17 protein-coding genes and 1 pseudogene are annotated in these 19728 nt (G+C 61.7%); 16 read left to right on the forward strand and 2 right to left on the reverse strand.

Annotation, left to right across the window (positions count from 1 at the left end):
- The first annotated feature begins 193 nt into the window (after positions 1–193).
- From OK411_RS01870 to OK411_RS01920, 11 genes are all read left to right on the forward strand, one after another.
- A complete protein-coding gene (locus tag OK411_RS01870; RefSeq protein ID WP_264364325.1) occupies positions 194–1546 on the forward strand; it encodes a TolC family outer membrane protein in 1353 nt (450 codons plus the stop codon).
- Positions 1547–1579: 33 nt separating this feature from the next.
- Positions 1580–3736 carry a type I secretion system permease/ATPase gene (locus tag OK411_RS01875; RefSeq protein ID WP_016772277.1) on the forward strand — a complete coding sequence of 719 codons (2157 nt, stop codon included), beginning with the start codon at positions 1580–1582 and terminating at the stop codon, positions 3734–3736.
- Positions 3726–5093, forward strand: coding sequence for an HlyD family type I secretion periplasmic adaptor subunit (locus tag OK411_RS01880; RefSeq protein ID WP_024011116.1), 1368 nt, complete (start codon positions 3726–3728; stop codon positions 5091–5093). The genes OK411_RS01875 and OK411_RS01880 overlap by 11 nt, the downstream gene beginning before the upstream one ends.
- Before the next feature lie 358 nt (positions 5094–5451).
- The gene (locus OK411_RS01885; RefSeq protein ID WP_264364326.1) at positions 5452–6348 is read left to right on the forward strand and encodes a TauD/TfdA dioxygenase family protein; all 897 of its coding nucleotides are present in this window, start codon (positions 5452–5454) and stop codon (positions 6346–6348) included.
- Positions 6349–6365: 17 nt separating this feature from the next.
- Positions 6366–7226, forward strand: a complete 861-nt coding sequence (locus OK411_RS01890) for an ABC transporter ATP-binding protein (RefSeq protein ID WP_263471660.1) — start codon at positions 6366–6368, stop codon at positions 7224–7226.
- Positions 7227–7246: 20 nt separating this feature from the next.
- The gene (locus OK411_RS01895; protein ID WP_130887559.1) at positions 7247–8113 is read left to right on the forward strand and encodes an ABC transporter permease; all 867 of its coding nucleotides are present in this window, start codon (positions 7247–7249) and stop codon (positions 8111–8113) included.
- Between the two features lie 173 nt (positions 8114–8286).
- On the forward strand, positions 8287–9204 hold the full coding sequence (locus OK411_RS01900; protein ID WP_016772273.1) for a LysR family transcriptional regulator: 918 nt from the start codon (positions 8287–8289) through the stop codon (positions 9202–9204).
- Between the two features lie 225 nt (positions 9205–9429).
- On the forward strand, positions 9430–10968 hold the full coding sequence (locus OK411_RS01905; protein ID WP_264364327.1) for an MFS transporter: 1539 nt from the start codon (positions 9430–9432) through the stop codon (positions 10966–10968).
- 27 nt (positions 10969–10995) lie between these two features.
- Positions 10996–12063 carry an HlyD family secretion protein gene (locus OK411_RS01910; RefSeq protein ID WP_110602297.1) on the forward strand — a complete coding sequence of 356 codons (1068 nt, stop codon included), beginning with the start codon at positions 10996–10998 and terminating at the stop codon, positions 12061–12063.
- Positions 12060–13628, forward strand: a complete 1569-nt coding sequence (locus tag OK411_RS01915) for an efflux transporter outer membrane subunit (RefSeq protein ID WP_264364328.1) — start codon at positions 12060–12062, stop codon at positions 13626–13628. Before OK411_RS01910 ends, OK411_RS01915 begins: the two co-directional genes overlap by 4 nt.
- Positions 13629–13706: 78 nt before the next feature.
- Entirely contained in the window at positions 13707–13961 is a 255-nt protein-coding gene (locus tag OK411_RS01920; RefSeq protein WP_016772269.1) for a DUF2789 domain-containing protein, read from the forward strand.
- Here OK411_RS01920 and OK411_RS01925 read toward each other — a convergent pair.
- Both OK411_RS01925 and OK411_RS01930 read right to left on the reverse strand, forming a co-directional pair.
- Positions 13949–14229, reverse strand: a pseudogene (locus OK411_RS01925) (type II toxin-antitoxin system RelE/ParE family toxin). The gene OK411_RS01920 and the pseudogene OK411_RS01925 sit on opposite strands and share 13 nt — an antisense overlap.
- Entirely contained in the window at positions 14226–14504 is a 279-nt protein-coding gene (locus tag OK411_RS01930; protein WP_264364329.1) for an antitoxin of toxin-antitoxin stability system, read from the reverse strand. The pseudogene OK411_RS01925 and the gene OK411_RS01930 overlap by 4 nt, the downstream one beginning before the upstream one ends.
- A 195-nt stretch (positions 14505–14699) precedes the next feature.
- Here OK411_RS01930 and OK411_RS01935 point away from each other — a divergent pair, with 195 nt between their 5' ends.
- The 5 genes from OK411_RS01935 to OK411_RS01955 are packed head-to-tail and all read left to right on the forward strand — an operon-like array spanning position 14700 to position 19717.
- On the forward strand, positions 14700–15128 hold the full coding sequence (locus OK411_RS01935; RefSeq protein WP_136494204.1) for a MarR family winged helix-turn-helix transcriptional regulator: 429 nt from the start codon (positions 14700–14702) through the stop codon (positions 15126–15128).
- Positions 15125–17188: an FUSC family protein gene (locus OK411_RS01940; protein ID WP_217879115.1), complete on the forward strand. Its 2064-nt coding sequence runs from the start codon at positions 15125–15127 to the stop codon at positions 17186–17188. Before OK411_RS01935 ends, OK411_RS01940 begins: the two co-directional genes overlap by 4 nt.
- Positions 17185–17394, forward strand: a complete 210-nt coding sequence (locus tag OK411_RS01945; protein ID WP_016772264.1) for a DUF1656 domain-containing protein — start codon at positions 17185–17187, stop codon at positions 17392–17394. Before OK411_RS01940 ends, OK411_RS01945 begins: the two co-directional genes overlap by 4 nt.
- On the forward strand, positions 17391–18278 hold the full coding sequence (locus tag OK411_RS01950) for an HlyD family secretion protein (RefSeq protein ID WP_016772263.1): 888 nt from the start codon (positions 17391–17393) through the stop codon (positions 18276–18278). Before OK411_RS01945 ends, OK411_RS01950 begins: the two co-directional genes overlap by 4 nt.
- Positions 18275–19717: an efflux transporter outer membrane subunit gene (locus tag OK411_RS01955; RefSeq protein ID WP_024011124.1), complete on the forward strand. Its 1443-nt coding sequence runs from the start codon at positions 18275–18277 to the stop codon at positions 19715–19717. The genes OK411_RS01950 and OK411_RS01955 overlap by 4 nt, the downstream gene beginning before the upstream one ends.
- Positions 19718–19728 lie beyond the last annotated feature (11 nt).

Here is a 19728-nt window from a genome sequence, read left to right on the forward strand (position 1 = left end):
CCTTCTGGGAGCCATCCTAAACAATCGCCCCACTAATGTCACATTGATATTTCCGCGGCGACCTGTCCTTCAGCCTGTCATCCAGTTCCTGTTTTGAACTTTCCGACATACGGTCTTTCGGGTTGCCATCATCCGACGCAGCACCACGTTTCTGCTGTGATTCAAGACAAGAAGTTCCGGGAAAATTCCAACCATGCGTTCGCTTTTGCTCCTTGCCGCTCCCTTCGCTCTCGCCGCCTCATTCGCACAAGCACAATCCTTACCAGAAGCCATGCAACAGGCGCTGGATGTCCATCCGGAGATTCAGGCGGGGGTCAACAGTCGATTGGCGGCGGATTATCAGTTAAAGGCTGCGAAAGGGGGATACCTGCCCAAGGTCGATCTGCTGGGCGGTTATGGCCGTGAAGGCACTGACAGTGTGACCACTCGAGCGAACGGTGGAAGCAATCACTGGGAGACGTTGAACCGCAGCGAGTCAAGTTTACGTTTCTCGCAAATGGTTTTTGACGGTTTCGCGACGTCCAACGAAGTTGCGCGTCAACAAGCCAACGTCAGCTCCCGTGCTTACTCGTTGCTGGGCACTTCCGAACGCACTGCGCTGACCGTCGCCCAGGTTTATCTGGACGTGCTGACCCGTCGCGAATTCGTGCGTCTGGCCGAGGAAAACCTCAAGAGCCACCAGCGCATCTACGATCAGATCCAGCTGCGCACCCAGCGCGGCGTCGGCAGCGGTGCCGACCTTGATCAGGCCGAGGCCCGTATGGCCCAGGCCCGCAACAATCTGATCACCGAACAGACCAACCTCGCCGACGCGGAAACCAACTTCCTCAGCGCCGTCGGCCAGATGCCCGACCAGCTCGAGCGCCCGGCACCGTTCATGGCGATGATGCCGGCCAACCTCAATGAAGCCCGCGCGCAGATGCTGGAAAACAGCCCGATTTTGCGTTCCGCCGAGTCGGATATTGCCGCTGCCGAGAAGCAGTTCGCCACCGCCAAATCGACCTTTTACCCGCGCTTCGACGCCGAACTGGGCCGTACCGCCGATAACGATATCGACGGCCAGAACGGCCACAACAATGAATGGCAGGCGATGCTGCGCATGCGCTTCAACCTGTATTCCGGTGGCAGCAACAAGGCCGATCTGGAATCCAAGTCGTACCTGGCCAACCAGGCGCTGGACATCCGCAACAACGCCCTGCGTCAGTTGAACGAAGAGCTCGGCCTGGCCTGGAACGCCCTGAACAACGCCAACGCTCAGGTGCCGATCGCTCAGCAGTACGTCGATCGCAGCACCTCGGTGCGTACCGCCTACCAGCGTCAATTCAGCCTCGGCGAACGCACCCTGCTGGATTTGCTCGACAGCGAAAACGAGCTGTTCACCGCCTCGCGGCGTCTGGCGGAAATCAAGAACATTCAGTTATTTACTCAGTACCGAATCAAGGCGACCATGGGCCAATTGCTCAAAAGCCAGGGAGTGGTCGCGCCGTTGGCATCCGTTGTGCAGAACGACGTGAAGCCCAAGGTCCAGCTGCCTGGGATGAACTGAGTTATCCCTTTCAACTGTTAAAGAGTGTCGAGCGTGGAATCAGAAGTCAGTCGAGTTCAACTCAGCCATGATCCACGCGCGTTGCATGACGATCCGTTGCTGGATGGTCTGCTCGCCCTGTGCATGCTGCACCAGAAGCCTGCCAGCGCGGCGATGCTGACCACCGGCCTGCCGCTGCCCAAACAACGTTTGAGTGTCGAGTTGCTGCCGCGCGCAGCGGCTCGCGCCGGGCTGCAGGGGCGGGTGTTGCAGCGCAAGCTTGAAGAAATTCCGGCGATCGCCATGCCCGCGCTGTTGCTGCTCAAGGATGGCCGCAGTGCCGTCCTGCTCGGCTGGCAGGGCGACGACGAAGCACGCGTACTGCTCAGCGAAAGCGATGGCGGCGAGTCGGTGGTCAGCCGTGAACTGCTGACCGACGATTACACCGGCAAAGTCTTTTTCGCCCAGCCGCAGCACAAATTCGACGTCAACCACGGCACGCTGATCCCGCGCGCACGCTCGTGGTTTCGCGACACCCTCAAGCGTTCGCGCTGGCTGTACGCCGATGCGATCGCCGCCAGTTTCCTGATCAACATCATCGCCATGGCCGCGCCGCTGTTCGTGATGAACGTCTACGACCGCGTGGTACCGAACCAGGCCGAAGCAACCCTTTGGGTGCTGGCGCTGGGCATCACCGGCGCTTACATCTTCGACTTGATCCTCAAGAGCCTGCGCAGCCTGTGCCTGGATCTGGCCGGGAAGAAAACCGACCTGATCATCTCCGCCACGCTGTTCGAGCGCATTGTCGGCATGGCGATGAAATACCGTCCGGCGCGGGTCGGCAGCTTTGCCCAGAACATCCACGAGTTTCAGAGCCTGCGCGACTTTCTCGCCTCGCTGACCCTGACCAGTCTGATCGACCTGCCGTTCACCATCCTGATTTTCATCGTCATCGCCATTCTCGGCGGGCATCTGGTGTGGATTCCGGTGCTGGCGTTCCCGATTGCCCTGTTGATCGGCTACGCCTTGCAGAAGCCGCTGATCGCGACCATGGAACGGACCATGGCGCTGGGCGCCGAGCGCCAGTCGAGCCTGATTGAAACCCTCGCCGGTCTGGACGCGGTCAAGGTCAACAACGCCGAAAGCGAGCGCCAGTATCAGTGGGAGCAGACCATCGGCACCCTCAGCCGCCTCGAGCTGCGAGTGAAAATGCTCTCCGGTCTGGCGATGAACATCACCTTGCTGATCCAGCAATTGGCCGGGGTGATCATGATCGTCTTCGGCGTGTACCAGATCATCGCCGGCAACCTGAGCATGGGCGGGCTGATCGCCTGTTACATGCTCAGTGGCCGCGCGCTGAGCCCGCTGGCGTCGCTGTCCGGCCTGCTCACGCGCTATCAACAGGCGCGGGTGACCATGACTTCGGTCGACCAGATGATGGAACTGCCTCAGGAGCGCAACTTCGAGGAGCGCCCGCTGAGCCGCAAGGTCTTGCAGGGTGCGATCGAATGCCGTCAGCTCAGCTTCACCTATCCGGACCAGCAGAACCCGGCGCTGAAGAACATCAACCTGGTGATCCGTCCCGGCGAGAAGATCGGCATCATCGGCCGCAGCGGTTCGGGCAAGAGTTCGCTGGCGAAACTGCTGGTGGGCCTGTACCAACCGGACGACGGTGCCTTGCTGGTCGACGGCGTGGACATCCGTCAGATCGACGTCAGCGAACTGCGCTACAACATCGGCTACGTACCGCAGGACATTCAGCTGCTGTCCGGCACCCTGCGTGACAATCTGGTGTCCGGCGCGCGTTACGTCGAAGACGAGCTGGTGCTGCAAGCCGCCGAACTGGCCGGCGTCCATGAATTCGCTCGTCTGCACCCGCAAGGCTACGAGCTGCAAGTCGGTGAGCGTGGGCAAAACCTCTCCGGCGGTCAGCGGCAGAACGTCGCCCTGGCCCGGGCGCTGTTGCTCAATCCACCGATTCTGCTGATGGATGAGCCAACCAGTGCGATGGACAACACCGGCGAAGAACGCCTCAAGCAACGCCTCGCAGCAGTGATTGAAAACAAGACCGTGGTGCTGGTCACGCACCGGGCATCGCTGTTGTCGCTGGTCGATCGCCTGCTGGTGATCGATCGCGGGCAGATTCTCGCCGACGGCCCGAAAGCCGCCGTGATGGAAGCGTTGAAGAAGGGGCAGATCAGTGTTGCTTAAGTCCGGTGTCAAGGAGTCGATCCGTCGCTACTTCAAGGGCTCTGCCTCGCTGCAGGGTCAGCCGCTGCCGGAGGTCAACAAGGCGCTGATCGAAGACGCCCCGCGCGTCGTGCGCCTGACCATCTGGGCGATCATCGGCTTCTTCGTGTTCCTCATGCTCTGGGCCAACTTCGCCGTAATCGACGAAGTGACCAAGGGCGACGGCAAGGCGATTCCGTCTTCCAAGATCCAGAAAATCCAGAACCTGGAGGGCGGTATCGTCTCCGAACTGTTCGTCAAGGAAGGCCAGATCGTCGAGGCCGGCGCGCCGCTGATTCGTCTCGATGACACGCGTTTTGCCTCCAACGTCGGCGAAACCGAGGCTGATCGCCTGTCGATGCTGCTGCGGGTCGAGCGCCTGAGCGCGGAAGTCGATGATCGTCCGCTGAATTTCCCCGAGGACGTGCTCAAAGCCGTGCCGGGCCAGGCAAAAAGCGAAGAGTCGCTGTACATCAGCCGCCGTCAGCAGTTGCACGATGAAATCGGCGGCTTGCAGGAGCAGTTGATCCAGCGTCAGCAGGAGCTGCGTGAGTTCAGCTCCAAGCAGGCGCAGTACCGTCAGCAACTCGGCTTGCAGCGTCAGGAAATCAACATGTCCGAGCCGCTGGTGGCGCAGGGCGCGGTCTCGCCGGTGGAAGTGTTGCGCCTCAAGCGTGCCGAAGTGGAAACCCGTGGCCAGCTCGATGCGACCACGCTGGCCATTCCGCGCGCGGAATCGGCGATCAAGGAAGTGCAGCGCAAGATCGACGAAACCCGCGGCAAATTCCGCAGCGAAGCGCTGACCCAGCTCAACGAAGCGCGCACCGATCTGAACAAGGCCCAGGCCACCGGCAAGGCGCTGGAAGACCGCGTCAGCCGTACGCTGGTTACCTCACCTGTGCGGGGTATCGTCAACAAGTTGCTGGTCAACACCATCGGCGGCGTAATCCAGCCGGGCAGCGACATGGTTGAAATCGTGCCGCTGGACGACACCCTGCTGGTCGAAGCCAAGATCCGCCCGCAGGACATCGCGTTCCTGCATCCGGGTCAGGAAGCGATCGTCAAATTCACCGCCTATGACTACACCATTTACGGCGGCCTGAAGGCACAGCTGGAGCAGATCGGTGCGGACACCATCACCGACGAAGACAAGAAAACCACCTACTACGTGATCAAAGTGCGCACTGAGCGCAGCCATCTGGGCACGGATGAAAAGCCACTGCTGATCATCCCGGGGATGGTGGCGTCGGTGGATATCATCACTGGCAAGAAGTCGGTGTTGAGCTATTTGCTGAAGCCGATTATCCGCGCACGGGCTGAGGCGTTGCACGAGCGTTGATCTTCAGTGGCCTTGCTGGCCTCATCGCTGGCAAGCCAGCTCCCACAGGTTTTGTATTGAGCGCATTTTCGGAGTCAGCTGAGAACCCCTGTGGGAGCGGGCTTGCCCGCGATGGCGTCCTTTAGGGCGGCATATACCTGTCGGTAAGTGACACAAATCGTCACTCCACCCCCTCACCATTCGCCATATCGTTATTCTCTAACGGTATTTAATTTCCAATTCTTATAGCTATAAAGTCACCCTCCTGCGTACCTGCCGACCAATCGGCGCGCCGCACGACCTGAACCGACACGCAATCCAGCGTGAGTGTCTGATCGACGAGCGCGTCCGTGAGCGCGCCGTGCGTGGGAGATGATTGATGTCCGCCGCTACTGCCACCGAAAGCGCCGCAACTGCCGCGCCGCAAATCTTCGAAATTCGTCCCTTCAGCGGTGCCGTCGGCGCCGAGATCGTTGGCCTCGACCTGCGCCGGCCGGTCAATGATCAGGACTTCGCGCGCCTTCATCGCGCGCACCTGGATCACCACGTCGTGGTCTTTCGCGATCAGCAGATCACCCCGCAACAGCAAATCGATTTCAGCCGCCGTTTCGGCGTATTGCAGATCCACGTGCTCAAGCAATTCCTCTTGGCCAATCACCCGGAAATCCTCATCGTTTCCAACATCATCGAGAACGGCCAGAACATCGGTCTCGGTGACGCCGGCAAGTTCTGGCATTCAGATCTCTCCTATAAAGAGCTGCCAAGTCTCGGCTCGATGCTGCACGCCCAAGAGCTGCCCGCCGAGGGCGGCGACACGCTGTTCGCCGACATGCACAAAGCCTGGGACGACTTGCCCGCTGCGTTGCGCACTGCGGTCGAAGGACGTTCCGCTGCGCATTCCTATACCGCGCGCTACAGCGAAACCAAGTTCGAGGGTAACTGGCGCCCGACCCTGACCCCTGAACAGTTGGCTCAGGTCGCCGAAGTGGTGCATCCGGTGGTGCGCACCCATCCGGAAAACGGCCGCAAAGCCTTGTTCGTCAGCGAAGGCTTCACCACGCGCATCGTCGGTCTGCCGGAAGACGAAAGTCGTCAGTTGCTCGGCGAACTCTTCGCCCACAGCGTGCTGCCGCAAAACATCTACCGCCATCAGTGGGAACCGCATGACCTGGTGTTCTGGGACAACCGTTCGCTGATCCACCTCGCCGCCGGCTGCCCTGCGCATCTGCGCCGCAAGCTGTATCGCACGACCATTCAGGGCGACGCGCCTTTCTGATTTGCCGGAGATCGACCATGAACGCCCCTTTGCCAGGCCACGCGGCCAGCAACCCGATCGCCCGCAGCGAAGCGTTGCTGGCCGTCGATCACGTCAGCCTCGAATACCGCACGCCGCAACGCGTAGTGCGCGCCACCCATCAAGTCAGTTTCGCCGTCGACCCGGCTGACCGGTTCGTCCTGCTCGGCCCGTCCGGTTGCGGGAAGTCGACCCTGCTCAAGGCGGTCGCCGGGTTCATCCAGCCTTGCGAAGGCGAGATCCGCCTGCAAGGCCAGCGCGTCGATGCGCCGGGGCCGGATCGCATTGTGGTGTTTCAGGAATTCGATCAGCTGCCGCCGTGGAAAACCGTAAAGCAGAACGTGATGTTCCCGCTGCTCGCCTCGCGCACCTTGAACAAGAAAGACGCCGAAGAGCGTGCGCTGCACTACCTGGAAAAGGTCGGTCTGGCAGCGTTTGCCGACGCCTATCCACACACCTTGTCCGGCGGCATGAAAGCACGGGTCGCGATCGCCCGGGCCTTGGCCATGCAGCCGAAAATTCTTTTGATGGACGAACCCTTCGCTGCACTCGATGCGTTGACCCGCCGCAAGATGCAGGAGGAGTTGCTGCTGCTCTGGGAAGAGGTTCGTTTCACCCTGCTGTTCGTCACCCATTCGATCGAAGAAGCCTTGGTGGTCGGCAATCGCATCCTCTTGCTGTCGCCGCATCCGGGGCGGGTGCGCGCCGAAGTGCACAGCCATCAATACGACCTGCACAGCCTCGGCGGCGTGGCGTTTCAGGAATCGGCGCGGCGCATTCATCGTCTGCTGTTCGATGAGGGCCAGGCGCCGGAGACCGAACGTGATCACGACTTCAACGATATTCGCATCGCTTATTGAGCGGTCAGGAGGACTACCCGATGAGCCATTCATCATCCGTGCGTGAAGAATTCGAAACTGTGCTCGAGCCGCTGACCGCAGTGCCGGTCGAGCGCGAATTGCCGCTTGCGACGCGCCTTTGGCAACAGGGCTGGCTGCGCAAAAGCCTGATCCTGATCGTGCTGGCGATCATCTGGGAAGTGGTCGCGCGGATTCAGAACAACGACCTGATGCTGCCGAGTTTTTTGCAAACCGCGCAGGCCCTGTTCGACGGTCTGCTCAGTGGCGAGTTGCTGGCCAAGGTGTGGATATCCCTGGTGGTGCTGATCAAGGGCTACCTGATCGGCATCGTCCTCGCGTTCGCTCTGACGACATTGGCGGTCTCGACCCAGTTGGGACGTGATCTGCTCAGCACCATGACTTCGATGTTCAATCCGTTGCCGGCGATCGCCCTATTGCCGCTGGCGCTGCTCTGGTTCGGATTGGGCCAGAACAGCCTGATTTTCGTGCTGGTGCACTCGGTGCTGTGGGCGCTGGCGCTGAATACCTATGCCGGATTTCTCGGCGTCTCCGAGACGCTGCGCATGGCCGGGCGCAATTATGGTCTCAAGGGGTTACGCCTTGTGTTGTTCATACTGATCCCGGCGGCACTGCCGTCGATTCTCGCCGGCCTGAAAATTGGCTGGGCGTTTGCCTGGCGCACCTTGATCGCCGCCGAACTGGTGTTTGGCGCGACCAGTGGCAAGGGCGGGCTGGGCTGGTACATCTTCCAGAATCGCAATGAGCTGTACACCGACAAGGTGTTTGCCGGGTTGGCGGTGGTGATCCTGATTGGTTTGCTGGTGGAGAATCTGGTGTTTGCCACCCTTGAGCGGGTGACCGTCAAGCGCTGGGGCATGCAGCGCTGATTTCTTCGTTGGCTGGGCCGGCCTCTTCGCGAGCAGGCTCGCCCCACATGAGAACGCATTCCAAGGTGGGAGCGAGCCTGCTCGCGAAGAGGCCAGCGCTGGCATCGTCACTCTTGAGGGATGTTTGTTAGCATTGCGCCCGGATCAATCCAGATCAGCCAAGAGTGCTCAGCATGCAACTCCCGGACATGAACCTTCTGGTCGCCCTCGATGCCTTGCTCGACGAGGGCAGTGTGGTCGGCGCGGCGCGGCGGATGAACCTCAGCCCGGCGGCCATGAGCCGCACGCTGACGCGGATTCGCGAAGCCATCGGCGATCCGATTCTGGTGCGCGCCGGGCGTGGCCTGGTACCGACCCCCAAAGCCCTCGAACTGCGCGAACAGGTGCGCGACGTGGTCGAGCAGGCGGCGCTGCTGTTTCGTTCCGCCGACAGCGTCGAGCTAGGCACCTTGCGTCGACGTTTCAGCATTCGCGCCAATGATTTCTTTGTCGGCGTTTACGGCGGCAAGCTGTTCGATACCCTCGACCAACTCGCCCCGCATTGCGAATTGCGCTTCGTCCCGGAAGGTGACGGCGACGATGAGGCACTGCGCGAAGGACGCATCGATCTGAGCGTCAGCAACACTCGTCCGCTTACGCCGGAAGTGAAAGTGCAGAACCTGTTCTCCACGCATTTCGTCGGCCTGGTGCGCGAGAATCATCCGTTGCTCGATGGCGAAATCACCGCTGAGCGCTACGCCGGTTTTTCCCACATCAGCATGTCGCGCCGTGGCATTGCTCGCGGCCCGATCGACACGGCGTTGAATGCGTTGGGGCTGGAGCGCCGGGTGGCGGTGATCGCGCCGAGTTTCCACGCGGCGATGTTTGCCTTGCCCGACTCCGACCTGATCCTGCCGGTGCCCAAAGAAGCACTGCTCAGCGTGCGGCGGCTGGGCCTGAAACTGCGCTCATTCGATCTGCCGATTCCGCTGCCCATGCTCATGCTGACCCAAGCCTGGCACCCGCGCTTCGATAAGGACCCGGCCCACCGCTGGCTGCGTGAAACCCTCAAGACCTGCTGCGATGAAACGTGGCTGGCGGCACAGCCATAAATCATCAGACACCATCGAATCCTGTGGGAGCGAGCCTGCTCGCGAAGGCGTCGAATCAGTCACCTCAATGGCGACTGGTCCACCGCTTTCGCGAGCAGGCTCGCTCCCACATAGGCATTTACCGTTGTGTCTGATGCACTTATAACCTGCCAATAAGTCAATTTTCGTCAGCATCAAGCCCCACTAAAATGCTCCGGTATTTTTACCCCCCGGAGCTTTTCATTCATGACATCCCTGACGGTTCCGGCGCCTCTCGCCGCGACCAGCCCGGCGACGGCGGCTGCGCCACCGGTGTTCGGGGCGCGGATCATCATTGGTCTGGTCGGCGTGCTGTTGGCCGTGCTGGTCTCGGGCCTCAACGAGATGGTCACCAAAGTCGCACTCGCCGACATTCGCGGCGCGCTGCACATCGGCTACGACGAAGGCACCTGGTTGGTCGCCAGCTACACGGCGACGTCGGTCGCGGCCATGGCCTTCGCGCCGTGGTGCTCGGTGACCTTCTCGCTGCGTCGCTTCACGCTGTGCGCCATCGGTCTGTTTACCTTGCTCGGGGTGCTGTGCCCGTTCGCCCCGAACTACGAAAGTCTGCTGCTGATGCGCATCCTCCAAGGCCTCGCCGGTGGTGCATTGCCGCCGATGCTGATGACCGTCGCACTGCGCTTTCTCCCAGCGAACATCAAACTGTACGGACTGGCCGGCTACGCACTGACCGCGACTTTCGGCCCGGGACTCGGCACGCCGCTGGCCGGTCTGTGGACTGAATACGTCGGTTGGCAGTGGACGTTCTGGCAGATCATCGTGCCGTGCCTGATCGCCATGGCCGCAGTGGCTTACGGATTGCCTCAGGATCCGCTGCGGCTGGAACGTCTCAAGACGTTCAACTGGAAAGGCCTGCTGCTGGGCTTTCCGGCGATCTGCATGCTGGTGATCGGTCTGTTGCAGGGCAATCGACTGGACTGGTTCGAGTCGAATCTGATCTGTGGATTACTCGGTGCCGGTTCGCTGCTGCTGGTGGCTTTTATGATCAATGAATGGTCGCAGCCGATTCCGTTTTTCAAATTGCAGATGCTCGGCATCCGCAACCTGCTGTTTGCGTTGATCACCCTCGCCGGGGTGCTGATCGTACTGCTGGCGGTGGTGCTGATTCCGTCGAGTTATCTGGCCCAGGTGCAGGGTTATCGTCCGGCGCAAACCGCGCCGATCATGCTCATTGCCGCGCTGCCGCAGTTGATCGCGCTGCCATTGGTGGCGGCGCTATGCAACTTGCGCTGGGTCGATTGCCGCTGGGTGCTCGGCATTGGGCTGGGCATGCTCGCGCTGTCCTGCCTGGGCGGTTCGCACCTGACTTCGGTATGGATTCGCGATGATTTCTACGTCCTGCAATGGCTGCAGATTTTCGGCCAGCCGATGGCGGTGTTGCCGCTGTTGATGTTGTCGACCGGCAGTATCACGCCGATGGAAGGACCGTTCGCGTCGGCGTGGTTCAACACCGTCAAAGGCCTTGCCGCCGTGGTCGCCACCGGCGTCATCGAAGCGCTGACCACCGCGCGCCTGCATTTTCATTCGACCATGTTGGTCGACAGCCTCGGCAATTCGCCGCTGGCCGATCACAGCGATCCGGGCCTCGCTCACCGCGTGCATGAGCAGGCGGTGGTGCTGACTTCGTCCGATTTGTACCTGTGCATGGCCGGCGTTGCCGTGGCGTTGATCCTGCTGATTTTCTGGCTGCCGACGCGGATTTATCCGCCGCGCGCGCCGACCTGATCGCTGTACTGAAACTGAAGGTTTTTTATGACTCAATCCAAGCAAAAACTCGCGGTGGCCGTGGCTGCTGCGCTGGCGGTGGGCGTGCTGGTGTACCTGGCAATGCCCGGACTGTTCGGCCAACGCACCGAGCAAACCACCAACGACGCCTTCGTCTCCGCCGACTACACCCTGGTTGTGCCGCGCGTGGCCGGGTTCATCAAACAGGTGCTGGTCGAAGACAACCAGCAGGTCAAGGCCGGGCAGTTGCTGGCGCTGATCGATGACCGTGATTTGCGCGCAGCGGCGGAGGCGGCTGACGCGCAAACCCTGGTCGCACGGGCGCAGTTGCAGAACGCCAACGCAACTCTCGAGCGGCAGGCTTCGCTAATCGCTCAGGCGCAGGCCACCGTGGTCTCGGCCAAAGCGGAAATGGCTTTTGCGCAGCAGGAACTGAACCGCTACAACCATCTCGCCGGTGTCGGCGCCGGCACCGTGCAGAACGCGCAGCAGGCGCGCACGCGCATCGATCAGGCCTCGGCGCGCCTCGACACCGCGACCGCGAAGCTGGCGGCCGAACGCAAGCAGGTCGAGATTCTCACCGCCCAGCGCAACGCCGCCGACGGCAATCTGAAACACGCGCAGGCTGCGCTGGAGATTGCCAGTTTCAACTTGTCCTACACGCGTATCACCGCGCCGCAGGACGGCATGATCGGCGAGCGTGCGGTGCGCGTCGGCGCCTACGTCACCCCGGGCAGCAAACTGTTGGCGGTGGTGCCGTTGCAGCAGGCCTATGTGGTGGCCAATTTTCAGGAAACCCAGTTGACCGATGTGCAGCCCGGGCAGGATGTGCAAGTGCGGGTCGACAGCTTGGGCGGTGAAGCCCTGACTGGCCGCGTCGAGAGCATTGCGCCGGCAACGGGCGTGACCTTTGCGGCGGTGAAACCGGATAACGCCACCGGTAATTTCACCAAGGTTGTGCAGCGGATTCCGGTGAAGATCGTGCTGGAACCGGGCCAGCCACTGGCTGAGCGGTTGCGGGTGGGGATGTCGGTCGAGGCGAGCATTGATACCGCCAGCTCAAAGGCGTCCGGGCGCGAGGTGACGCAGCGATGATCGGTGTTGAATCGGCTGCCGCCTTCGCGAGCAGGCTCGCTCCCACATTTTTTAATGCGTTCCCCCTGTGGGAGCGAGCCTGCTCGCGAAAAAGCCAGTGGCAGCAGCTAACCTTCAGTGCCTTGCTCACAATGAGTCTCACCGCCTGCACTGTCGGCCCAGACTTCCAGAAACCCGAAGCCCCTCAGCCTGCCGACTGGGCCAAACCGAGCCAATCCGCCCCGAGCCAGGCCGTCAGCGAACCCCTGAACGAACGCTGGTGGGAAACCTTTCAGGACACGCAACTTTCCGCGCTCACCCAACGCGCGCTGAACAACAACCTCGACCTGCAGCTGGCCAGCAGCCGCCTGCAACAAAGCCGCGCCGCGCGCCAGGTGATCACCGCCGAGCGTTATCCGAACAGCACCGCCAGCGGCAGCTACGGGCGCAAACGCAACAGTGCCAAAGGCTTGAACGATCCATCGGGAAATAACGGCGACGAGGCCTTCAACCTGTGGGATGCCGGCTTCTCGGCGTCATGGGAACTGGACTTCTGGGGCCGCGTGAGCCGTGAAACCGAAGCCGCTGATGCCAATCTCGAAGTGGCAGAAAACGACCGTCGTGACGTACTGCTGACCGTGCTCGCCGACATCGCGCAAAACTTCATTCAGCTGCGCGGCGTGCAGAACACCCGCGCCGTCACCGAGCAGAACCTCGACGTCGCCCGCCACAGCCTGAAACTCTCGCAGCTGCGGCTGGCCGATGGCGTGGCCACCGACCTGGACGTCGCCGAAGCCGCCGCGCAAGTCGCCGCCATCGAAGCACGGCTGCTGGCGCTTGAGCAGCGTCAGGCGCAACTGATCAACGCGATCAGTCTGTTGATGGGCGAACCGCCGCAGGCCCTCGCTCAAGCGTTATCCACAGACGCGGCAGTGCCGCAGTCGCCACTGCAAGTCGCCATCGGCCTGCCTTCGCAATTGGCCGAACGTCGTCCGGATATCCGCCAGGCCGAAGCGCGTCTGCACGCCGCCACCGCCAACATCGGTGTGGCCAAGGGTGATTTCTATCCGCGCATCACCCTGTCCGGCAACTTCGGTTCCCAGGCCATGCAGCTGAGCGATTTCGGTTCATGGGGCTCGCGTGCCTTTGCCATCGGCCCGCAATTCAGCCTGCCGTTGTTCGACGGCGGACGCCTGCGCGGCATGCTGCAACTGCGTGAAGCGCAACAGCAGGAAGCGGCCATCGCCTACCAGCAAACCGTGCTGCGTGCCTGGCATGAAATCGATGATCAACTGACCGCCTACAAGGCCAGCCAGCGCCGTCGCGACAGCCTCGCCGAAGCCGTGCATCAGAACCAGATCGCCCTGCGTACTGCGCAACAGCAATACGTCGAAGGCGTGGTCGATTTCGTCAACGTCCTCACCGTGCAAAGCGCCTTGCTCGCCACGCAGGAACAATGGGTGGAAAGCTCGACCGGCGTTTCCCTGGCGATGGTCGGTTTGTACAAGGCGCTGGGCGGCGGATGGCAGTCGGTCTATCCGGCAGCGCAACTGGCCGCAGGCTCACCTGACGTCGCCAGACCCTGAACCCGCCGCGACAGCTATGATCAACTCCACTGCAGCGAACGGCCTAACGCCGGACCTGAATTGCAGAGGAGTTGCATCATGGAAAATCCGCAGCACAGTCTACCGGCCCTGTTCAAACAACTCGGCCTCGATGACGATCCGACCGGCATCGACCAATTCATCGCCAGCCATTCGCCGCTCAAGCCGGATTTGCATCTGGCTGACGCGTTTTTCTGGACGGCAGGTCAGGCGCAGTTTCTGCGCGAGGAGATTCTCGACGATGCGGATTGGGCGGAAGTGGTGGATCAGTTGAATGTGATGTTGCGCAAGGGGCGGGCTGATTACTTCGGCTGAGGCCAAGTCCGTGCCGTATGCACCAGCGCCATGATCCAGACGGCATCTCTCTCCGTTTGATAGACAAGACGGTAACTGGGATGCGGAATCAGCTCACGCGTACCGGCAATGATGCCGGCACGGCCAATCAACGGATTGTCGGAAGGCGATGAACCGCTTCGCTGAAGCGCAGATCCATTTCGATGGCCGCTCTTGGGTTGGCGGCCTGCAAGTAGTCCCAAATGTCTGCACGATCCTGTGCGGCGGCTGGCGTCCATATGATTTTCATAGGTGATCTTCTGCCTGCCTGCGCTTTGCCGCGAAGGCTGCTTCTACGACTTCGTTGTTCAACCCGTCTCCAGCACGTACGGATTCCCGAGCGATTTCAACCTTGCGTTGCAGAAAGGCTTCGTATTCGCGGGCCTCTCGCTGGGTTTGAACATACTGACGCATCATGTCTCGCATGATTTGCGACGCCGGCCGGTGTGCCGCTTCGGCTTCCGCCATGAACTCCTCCCGCAGCTCCGGCTCCAGTTTCATTGTGAAAACGGCTTGTTTTGACATGTTGGGCTCCTGAATTTGGTGATGACAACGTATATACCTTGTCAGTATCGAAGGAGATAGCTTTGAGTCAGATAGGGCGACTAACGGAGAGATTTGTTTCAAAACTTGACTGAAATTCCCCTCCAATGCGATATTGATAGTTAGCAAACTAACAGTGTCCGTTATCCCGTGTCCGATTCCCTCGACAGTCTCCAGATGAACATCAGCAGCGCCATGGTGGTGGCCGCCCGGCATTGGCGGAAGATCTGCCAGACCACGCTGGTCAACTATGGAATTTCCGAAGCCTGCGCCGTGCCCTTGTTGATGATCGGGCGTTTGGGCGAGGGCGTGCGTCAGGTGCAAGTCGCTCAGGCTGCGGGGATGGAGAGTCCTTCGCTGGTGCGCTTGCTCGATCAGCTGTGCCACGCCGGTTACGTCTGTCGCACCGAAGATGCTCTGGATCGCCGCGCCAAGTGCCTGAGCCTTACCGATACCGGCCGCGAGCTGGTGCAAGCGGTCGAAGCCGAGCTGGTGCGCTTGCGTCATGAGGTGCTGGAAGGCATCGAGCGCAGCGATCTGGAAGCTACGCTTCGGGTACTGAGGGCTTTTGAGGCGGCGAGTTCGCCTGTGGTGGTCAATTCTTGAACGGTTTTTTCACTGGCATGCCGCCGGCCCGTGACTGGTTTTACGGGGTCCGTACTTTTGCAGCGTCGATGATTGCGCTGTACATCGCCTTGCTCATGCAAATGCCGCGTCCGTATTGGGCGATGGCCACGGTGTACATTGTCTCCAGCCCGTTTCTCGGCCCGACCAGTTCCAAAGCGCTGTACCGCGCGGCGGGCACTTTCCTGGGCGCGGCGGCGGCGGTGCTGTTCGTGCCGATGTTCGTGCAGAGCCCGTATGTGCTGGTGGTGGTCATTGCGTTGTGGACCGGCATTCTGCTGTTCATGTCCCTGCATCTGCGCACCGCCAACAGCTATGCGCTGATGCTGGCCGGCTACACCTTGCCGCTGATTGCCCTGCCGGTGGTCGATAATCCGCTGGCGGTGTGGGACGTGGCCGAGGCTCGTACCGAAGAGATTTTCCTTGGCATCGCCGTCGCTGCGGTGGTCGGTGCGATGTTCTGGCCGCGTCGGCTGGCGCCGGTGTTCAACGATGCCGTGAGCAAGTGGTTCGCCGATGCGACGAGCTACAGCCTCAAGTTTCTCAGCCGCGATGTGCAGCCGGAAGAAGTCACCGCGCTGCGCATGGCCATGGTCGCCAACTTCAACAGCCTCGAGTTGATGATCGGCCAGTTGCCCCACGAAGGCGCGCGGCCACAAACCGTGCGCAACACCAAGGAACTGCGCGGGCGGATGATTCACCTGTTGCCGGTGATCGATGCCCTTGAGGATTCGCTGTACGCCCTCGAACGCCGCACCCCGGAACTGGTGGAGAAATTCCAGCCGTTGCTGACCGCGACCCGGGAATGGCTGGGCCACGCGGACGCCAATCTCGAGCGCTGGCAAGCACTCAGAGATCAACTTGACGCGTTGCAACCGAGCGCCGAAGCGCTGGAGGAGCGCAAGCAGTTGCTGTTCTCCAACGCCATCTACCGCCTCGGTGAATTCATCGATCTGTGGCAGGACTGCCGCAGCCTGCAGGATGCGATTCTGTGCGAGCGCCAGGACAGCTGGCGCGCGGTGTACCGGCACTGGCGCCTGGGCCGGTTGACGCCGTTCATCGATCGCGGGCTGATGCTCTACTCGGTGACCTCGACCATTCTGGCGATCATCGTTGCTTCGGTGCTGTGGATCCTGCTCGGCTGGCCGGACGGCGGCAGCGCGGTGATCCTGGCAGCGGTGGCGTGCAGCTTCTTTGCCTCGATGGACGACCCGGCGCCGCAGATTTACCGGTTCTTTTTCTGGACCGGGATGTCGGTGCTGTTCGCCAGTCTTTATCTGTTTCTGATTCTGCCCAACCTGCATGATTTCCCGATGCTGGTGCTGGCGTTTGCCGTGCCGTTCATTTGCGTCGGCACGCTGACCGTGCAGCCGCGATTTTACCTCGGCATGCTGCTGACGCTGGTCAATACCTCGTCGTTCATCAGTATTCAGGGCGCCTACGACGCTGACTTTTTTGCCTTTGCCAACTCCAACCTCGCCGGGCCGCTGGGGCTGTTGTTCGCTTTCATCTGGACGCTGGTGGCGCGACCGTTCGGTGCCGAACTGGCGGCCAAGCGTCTGACCCGATTCAGTTGGAAAGACATTGTCAGCATGACCGAGCCGGCCAGTCTCGCCGAGCATCGACATTTGGGCGTGCAGTTGCTCGATCGGCTGATGCAGCACCTGCCGCGTCTGGCCCTGACCGGTCAGGACACCGGCATCGCCATGCGCGAAGTGCGTGTCGGTCTGAATATGCTCGATCTGCTTGCCTACACCCCGCGCGTCACTGGCGTGCCAAACGCCCTGCTGCGACAAGTGGTGAGCGAGGTCGGCGAGTATTTCCGCGCGTGCCTCAAAGCCGACGAACGCCTGCCGGCACCGAGCGGTCTGCTGATGACACTTGATCGTACCCGCCGTGCGCTGAACGGCCAGGGTGACGATGAAACCCGTCGACACCTGTTGCACGCCTTGAGCGGTCTGCGTCTGGCCTTGCTGCCCGGCGTCGAGTTCGTCTCCAGCGCCGAGCCCGAAGAACCGCTGCCCGATGGAGCGCCCCTATGATCGGTGATCTGGATATCAGCGGCATCTTCCTGCCGACCCTGCTGGTGCTGATGGGCATCACTTACGTGCTGTTTTTGTTGGTGCATGGCGTGCTGCAACGCCTGCACTTTTACCGTCTGGTCTGGCACCGGGCATTGTTCAACGTGGCGCTCTACGCCGTGCTGCTGTACGGCGTGGACTCACTCAGTCGATACCTGATGACATGAAAAAACCGTTTCTGACCATCGGTCGCGTGGTTCTGACCCTGCTGATCGTGACTTTTGCCGTTGTCCTCGTCTGGCGCATGGTGATGTATTACATGTTCGCACCGTGGACGCGAGACGGCCACATTCGCGCCGACATCATCCAGATCGCCCCGGACGTGTCCGGGCTGATCCAGCAGGTCGAGGTAAAGGACAACCAGTTGATCAAGCGTGGCCAGGTGCTGTTCAGCATCGACCAGGACCGCTTCAAACTGGCCCTGCGTCAGGCCAAGGCCGCCGTTGCCGATCGCGAAGAAACCCTCGCCCAGGCGCAGCGTGAAGCCAAGCGTAACCGTGGCCTCGGCAATCTGGTGCCGGCCGAACAGCTGGAAGAAAGCCAGTCGCGCGTCGCCCGTGCACAGTCGGCATTGGCCGAAGCCTTGGTGGCGGTCGACAGTGCGCAGCTCAACCTCGATCGCTCGGTGATCCGCAGCCCGGTCGACGGTTACGTCAACGACCGCGCGCCGCGTCCGCAGGAATTCGTCACCGCCGGGCGCCCGGTGTTGTCGGTGGTCGACAGCAACTCCTTCCACATCGACGGCTATTTTGAAGAAACCAAACTCGACGGCATCCACGTCGGGCAATCGGTGGATATCCGCGTGATCGGTGACCGCGCGCGGTTGCGCGGACATGTCGAAAGTATCGTCGCCGGCATCGAAGACCGCGACCGCACCAGCGGCAGCAACCTGCTGCCCAACGTCAACCCGGCGTTCAGTTGGGTGCGCCTGGCGCAGCGGATTCCGGTGCGCATCGCTTTTGATGAGGTGCCGGCCGACTTCCGCATGATCGCCGGGCGTACCGCCACCGTGTCGATCATCGACGACCAGCATGAGGAGCCGCAGCCATGAGCAGGGCCTGGTGGATCGCCGGGTTGGGCGTGATGCTCTCGGCCTGTCAGATGGTCGGCCCGGATTATCAGGTGCCCACTGACGCGGCGGTGCAGCGCAAGGATATTCAGGGCGAGCTGGCAGTCGCCGGCAAACCGGTTGTCTCGGCGCCGGTGCCGACCGACTGGTGGCGGCTGTATAAAGACCCGCGCCTCGATCAACTGGTGCAGCAGGCCATGGCTTCCAATACCGACCTGCGCGTGGCGGCGGCGAACCTGTCGCGGGCACGTGCTCAGGTGGATGAAGCCGAGGCCGCTGGTGGCTGGAGCGGCGGGGTGAAAATGGGCGCGCAACGTTTGCAGGAATCCGGTCAGGCGTTCCTGCTGCCGGAGAAAGTCCCGGTGGCCAACATTGCCGATATCGGCATCAGCGCTTCGTACCAGTTCGACCTGTGGGGCACCTTGCAGCGCGGCATCGAAGCGGCCAAAGCCAATGCCGATGCGACTCAGGCCGCAGCCGACACGGCGCGCATCACTCTGGTGGCGGACGTGGTTCGTGCTTACACCCAGGTCTGCGCAGCCAACGAAGAGCGGGAAATCGCCGAGCACTCTCTCGATCTGCAATCGCAGAGCACCACGCTGATCCAGCGTCTGCGTGACGCCGGGCGGGGCGACGAGACCCAGGTCACCCGTTCGCAGACCCAATTCAAATCCCTGCGCGCCGACTTGCCGCGCTATGAAGCAGCGCGTCAGGCCGGGCTGTTCCGTCTGTCGATGCTGCTGGCCAAACCGGTCGAACAGTTGCCGGCAGGTACCGCCAGTTGCGCTGAGTTGCCGAAGATCGCGCAACTGGTGCCGGTCGGTGACGGCGCTGCGCTGCTCAAGCGCCGTCCCGACATTCGTCAGGCCGAACGACGCCTCGCGGCGGCAACCGCCGGCATCGGCATTGCCACCGGCGAGCTGTACCCGGACATCAGCATCGGCGCGACCATCGGCACCGTCGGCATCATTGATGACCTTGGCGACCCGTCGACCAACCGCTGGGGCTTTGGCCCGTCGCTGAGCTGGAAAGTACCGACCAACGGCGCCCGTGCGCGCATTCGTGAAGCCGAGGCCAACACTCAAGGCGCGCTGGCGCATTTCGACGGCGTGGTGCTCAACGCCATCCGCGAGACCCAGACCGGTCTGGCCCAGTACAGCGCGCTGCTGCAACGCCGCGATGCGCTGGCTGAAGCCGAGCAGTCGGCGAAGCTCGCCGCCGAGCAGACGCACCGCTTCTTCCAGGCCGGCCGCGAGTCGTTCCTTGCCGACCTGCAAGCAACCCGCACCTATACCGATGTCACCGCGCAACTGGCCGCCGCCAACACTCAGGTCGCGATGAGCCAGATCGATTTGTTCCTCGCCCTGGGCGGTGGCTGGGAAAGCGGACGAACGAACACCTCGAGCGCCAGCAAACCCTGAGGCCGTTGCTA

Origin of the sequence: Pseudomonas sp. RG1 (genome assembly GCF_025910115.1) — a bacterium.
Taxonomy (GTDB): Bacteria; Pseudomonadota; Gammaproteobacteria; order Pseudomonadales; family Pseudomonadaceae; genus Aquipseudomonas; species Aquipseudomonas atacamensis.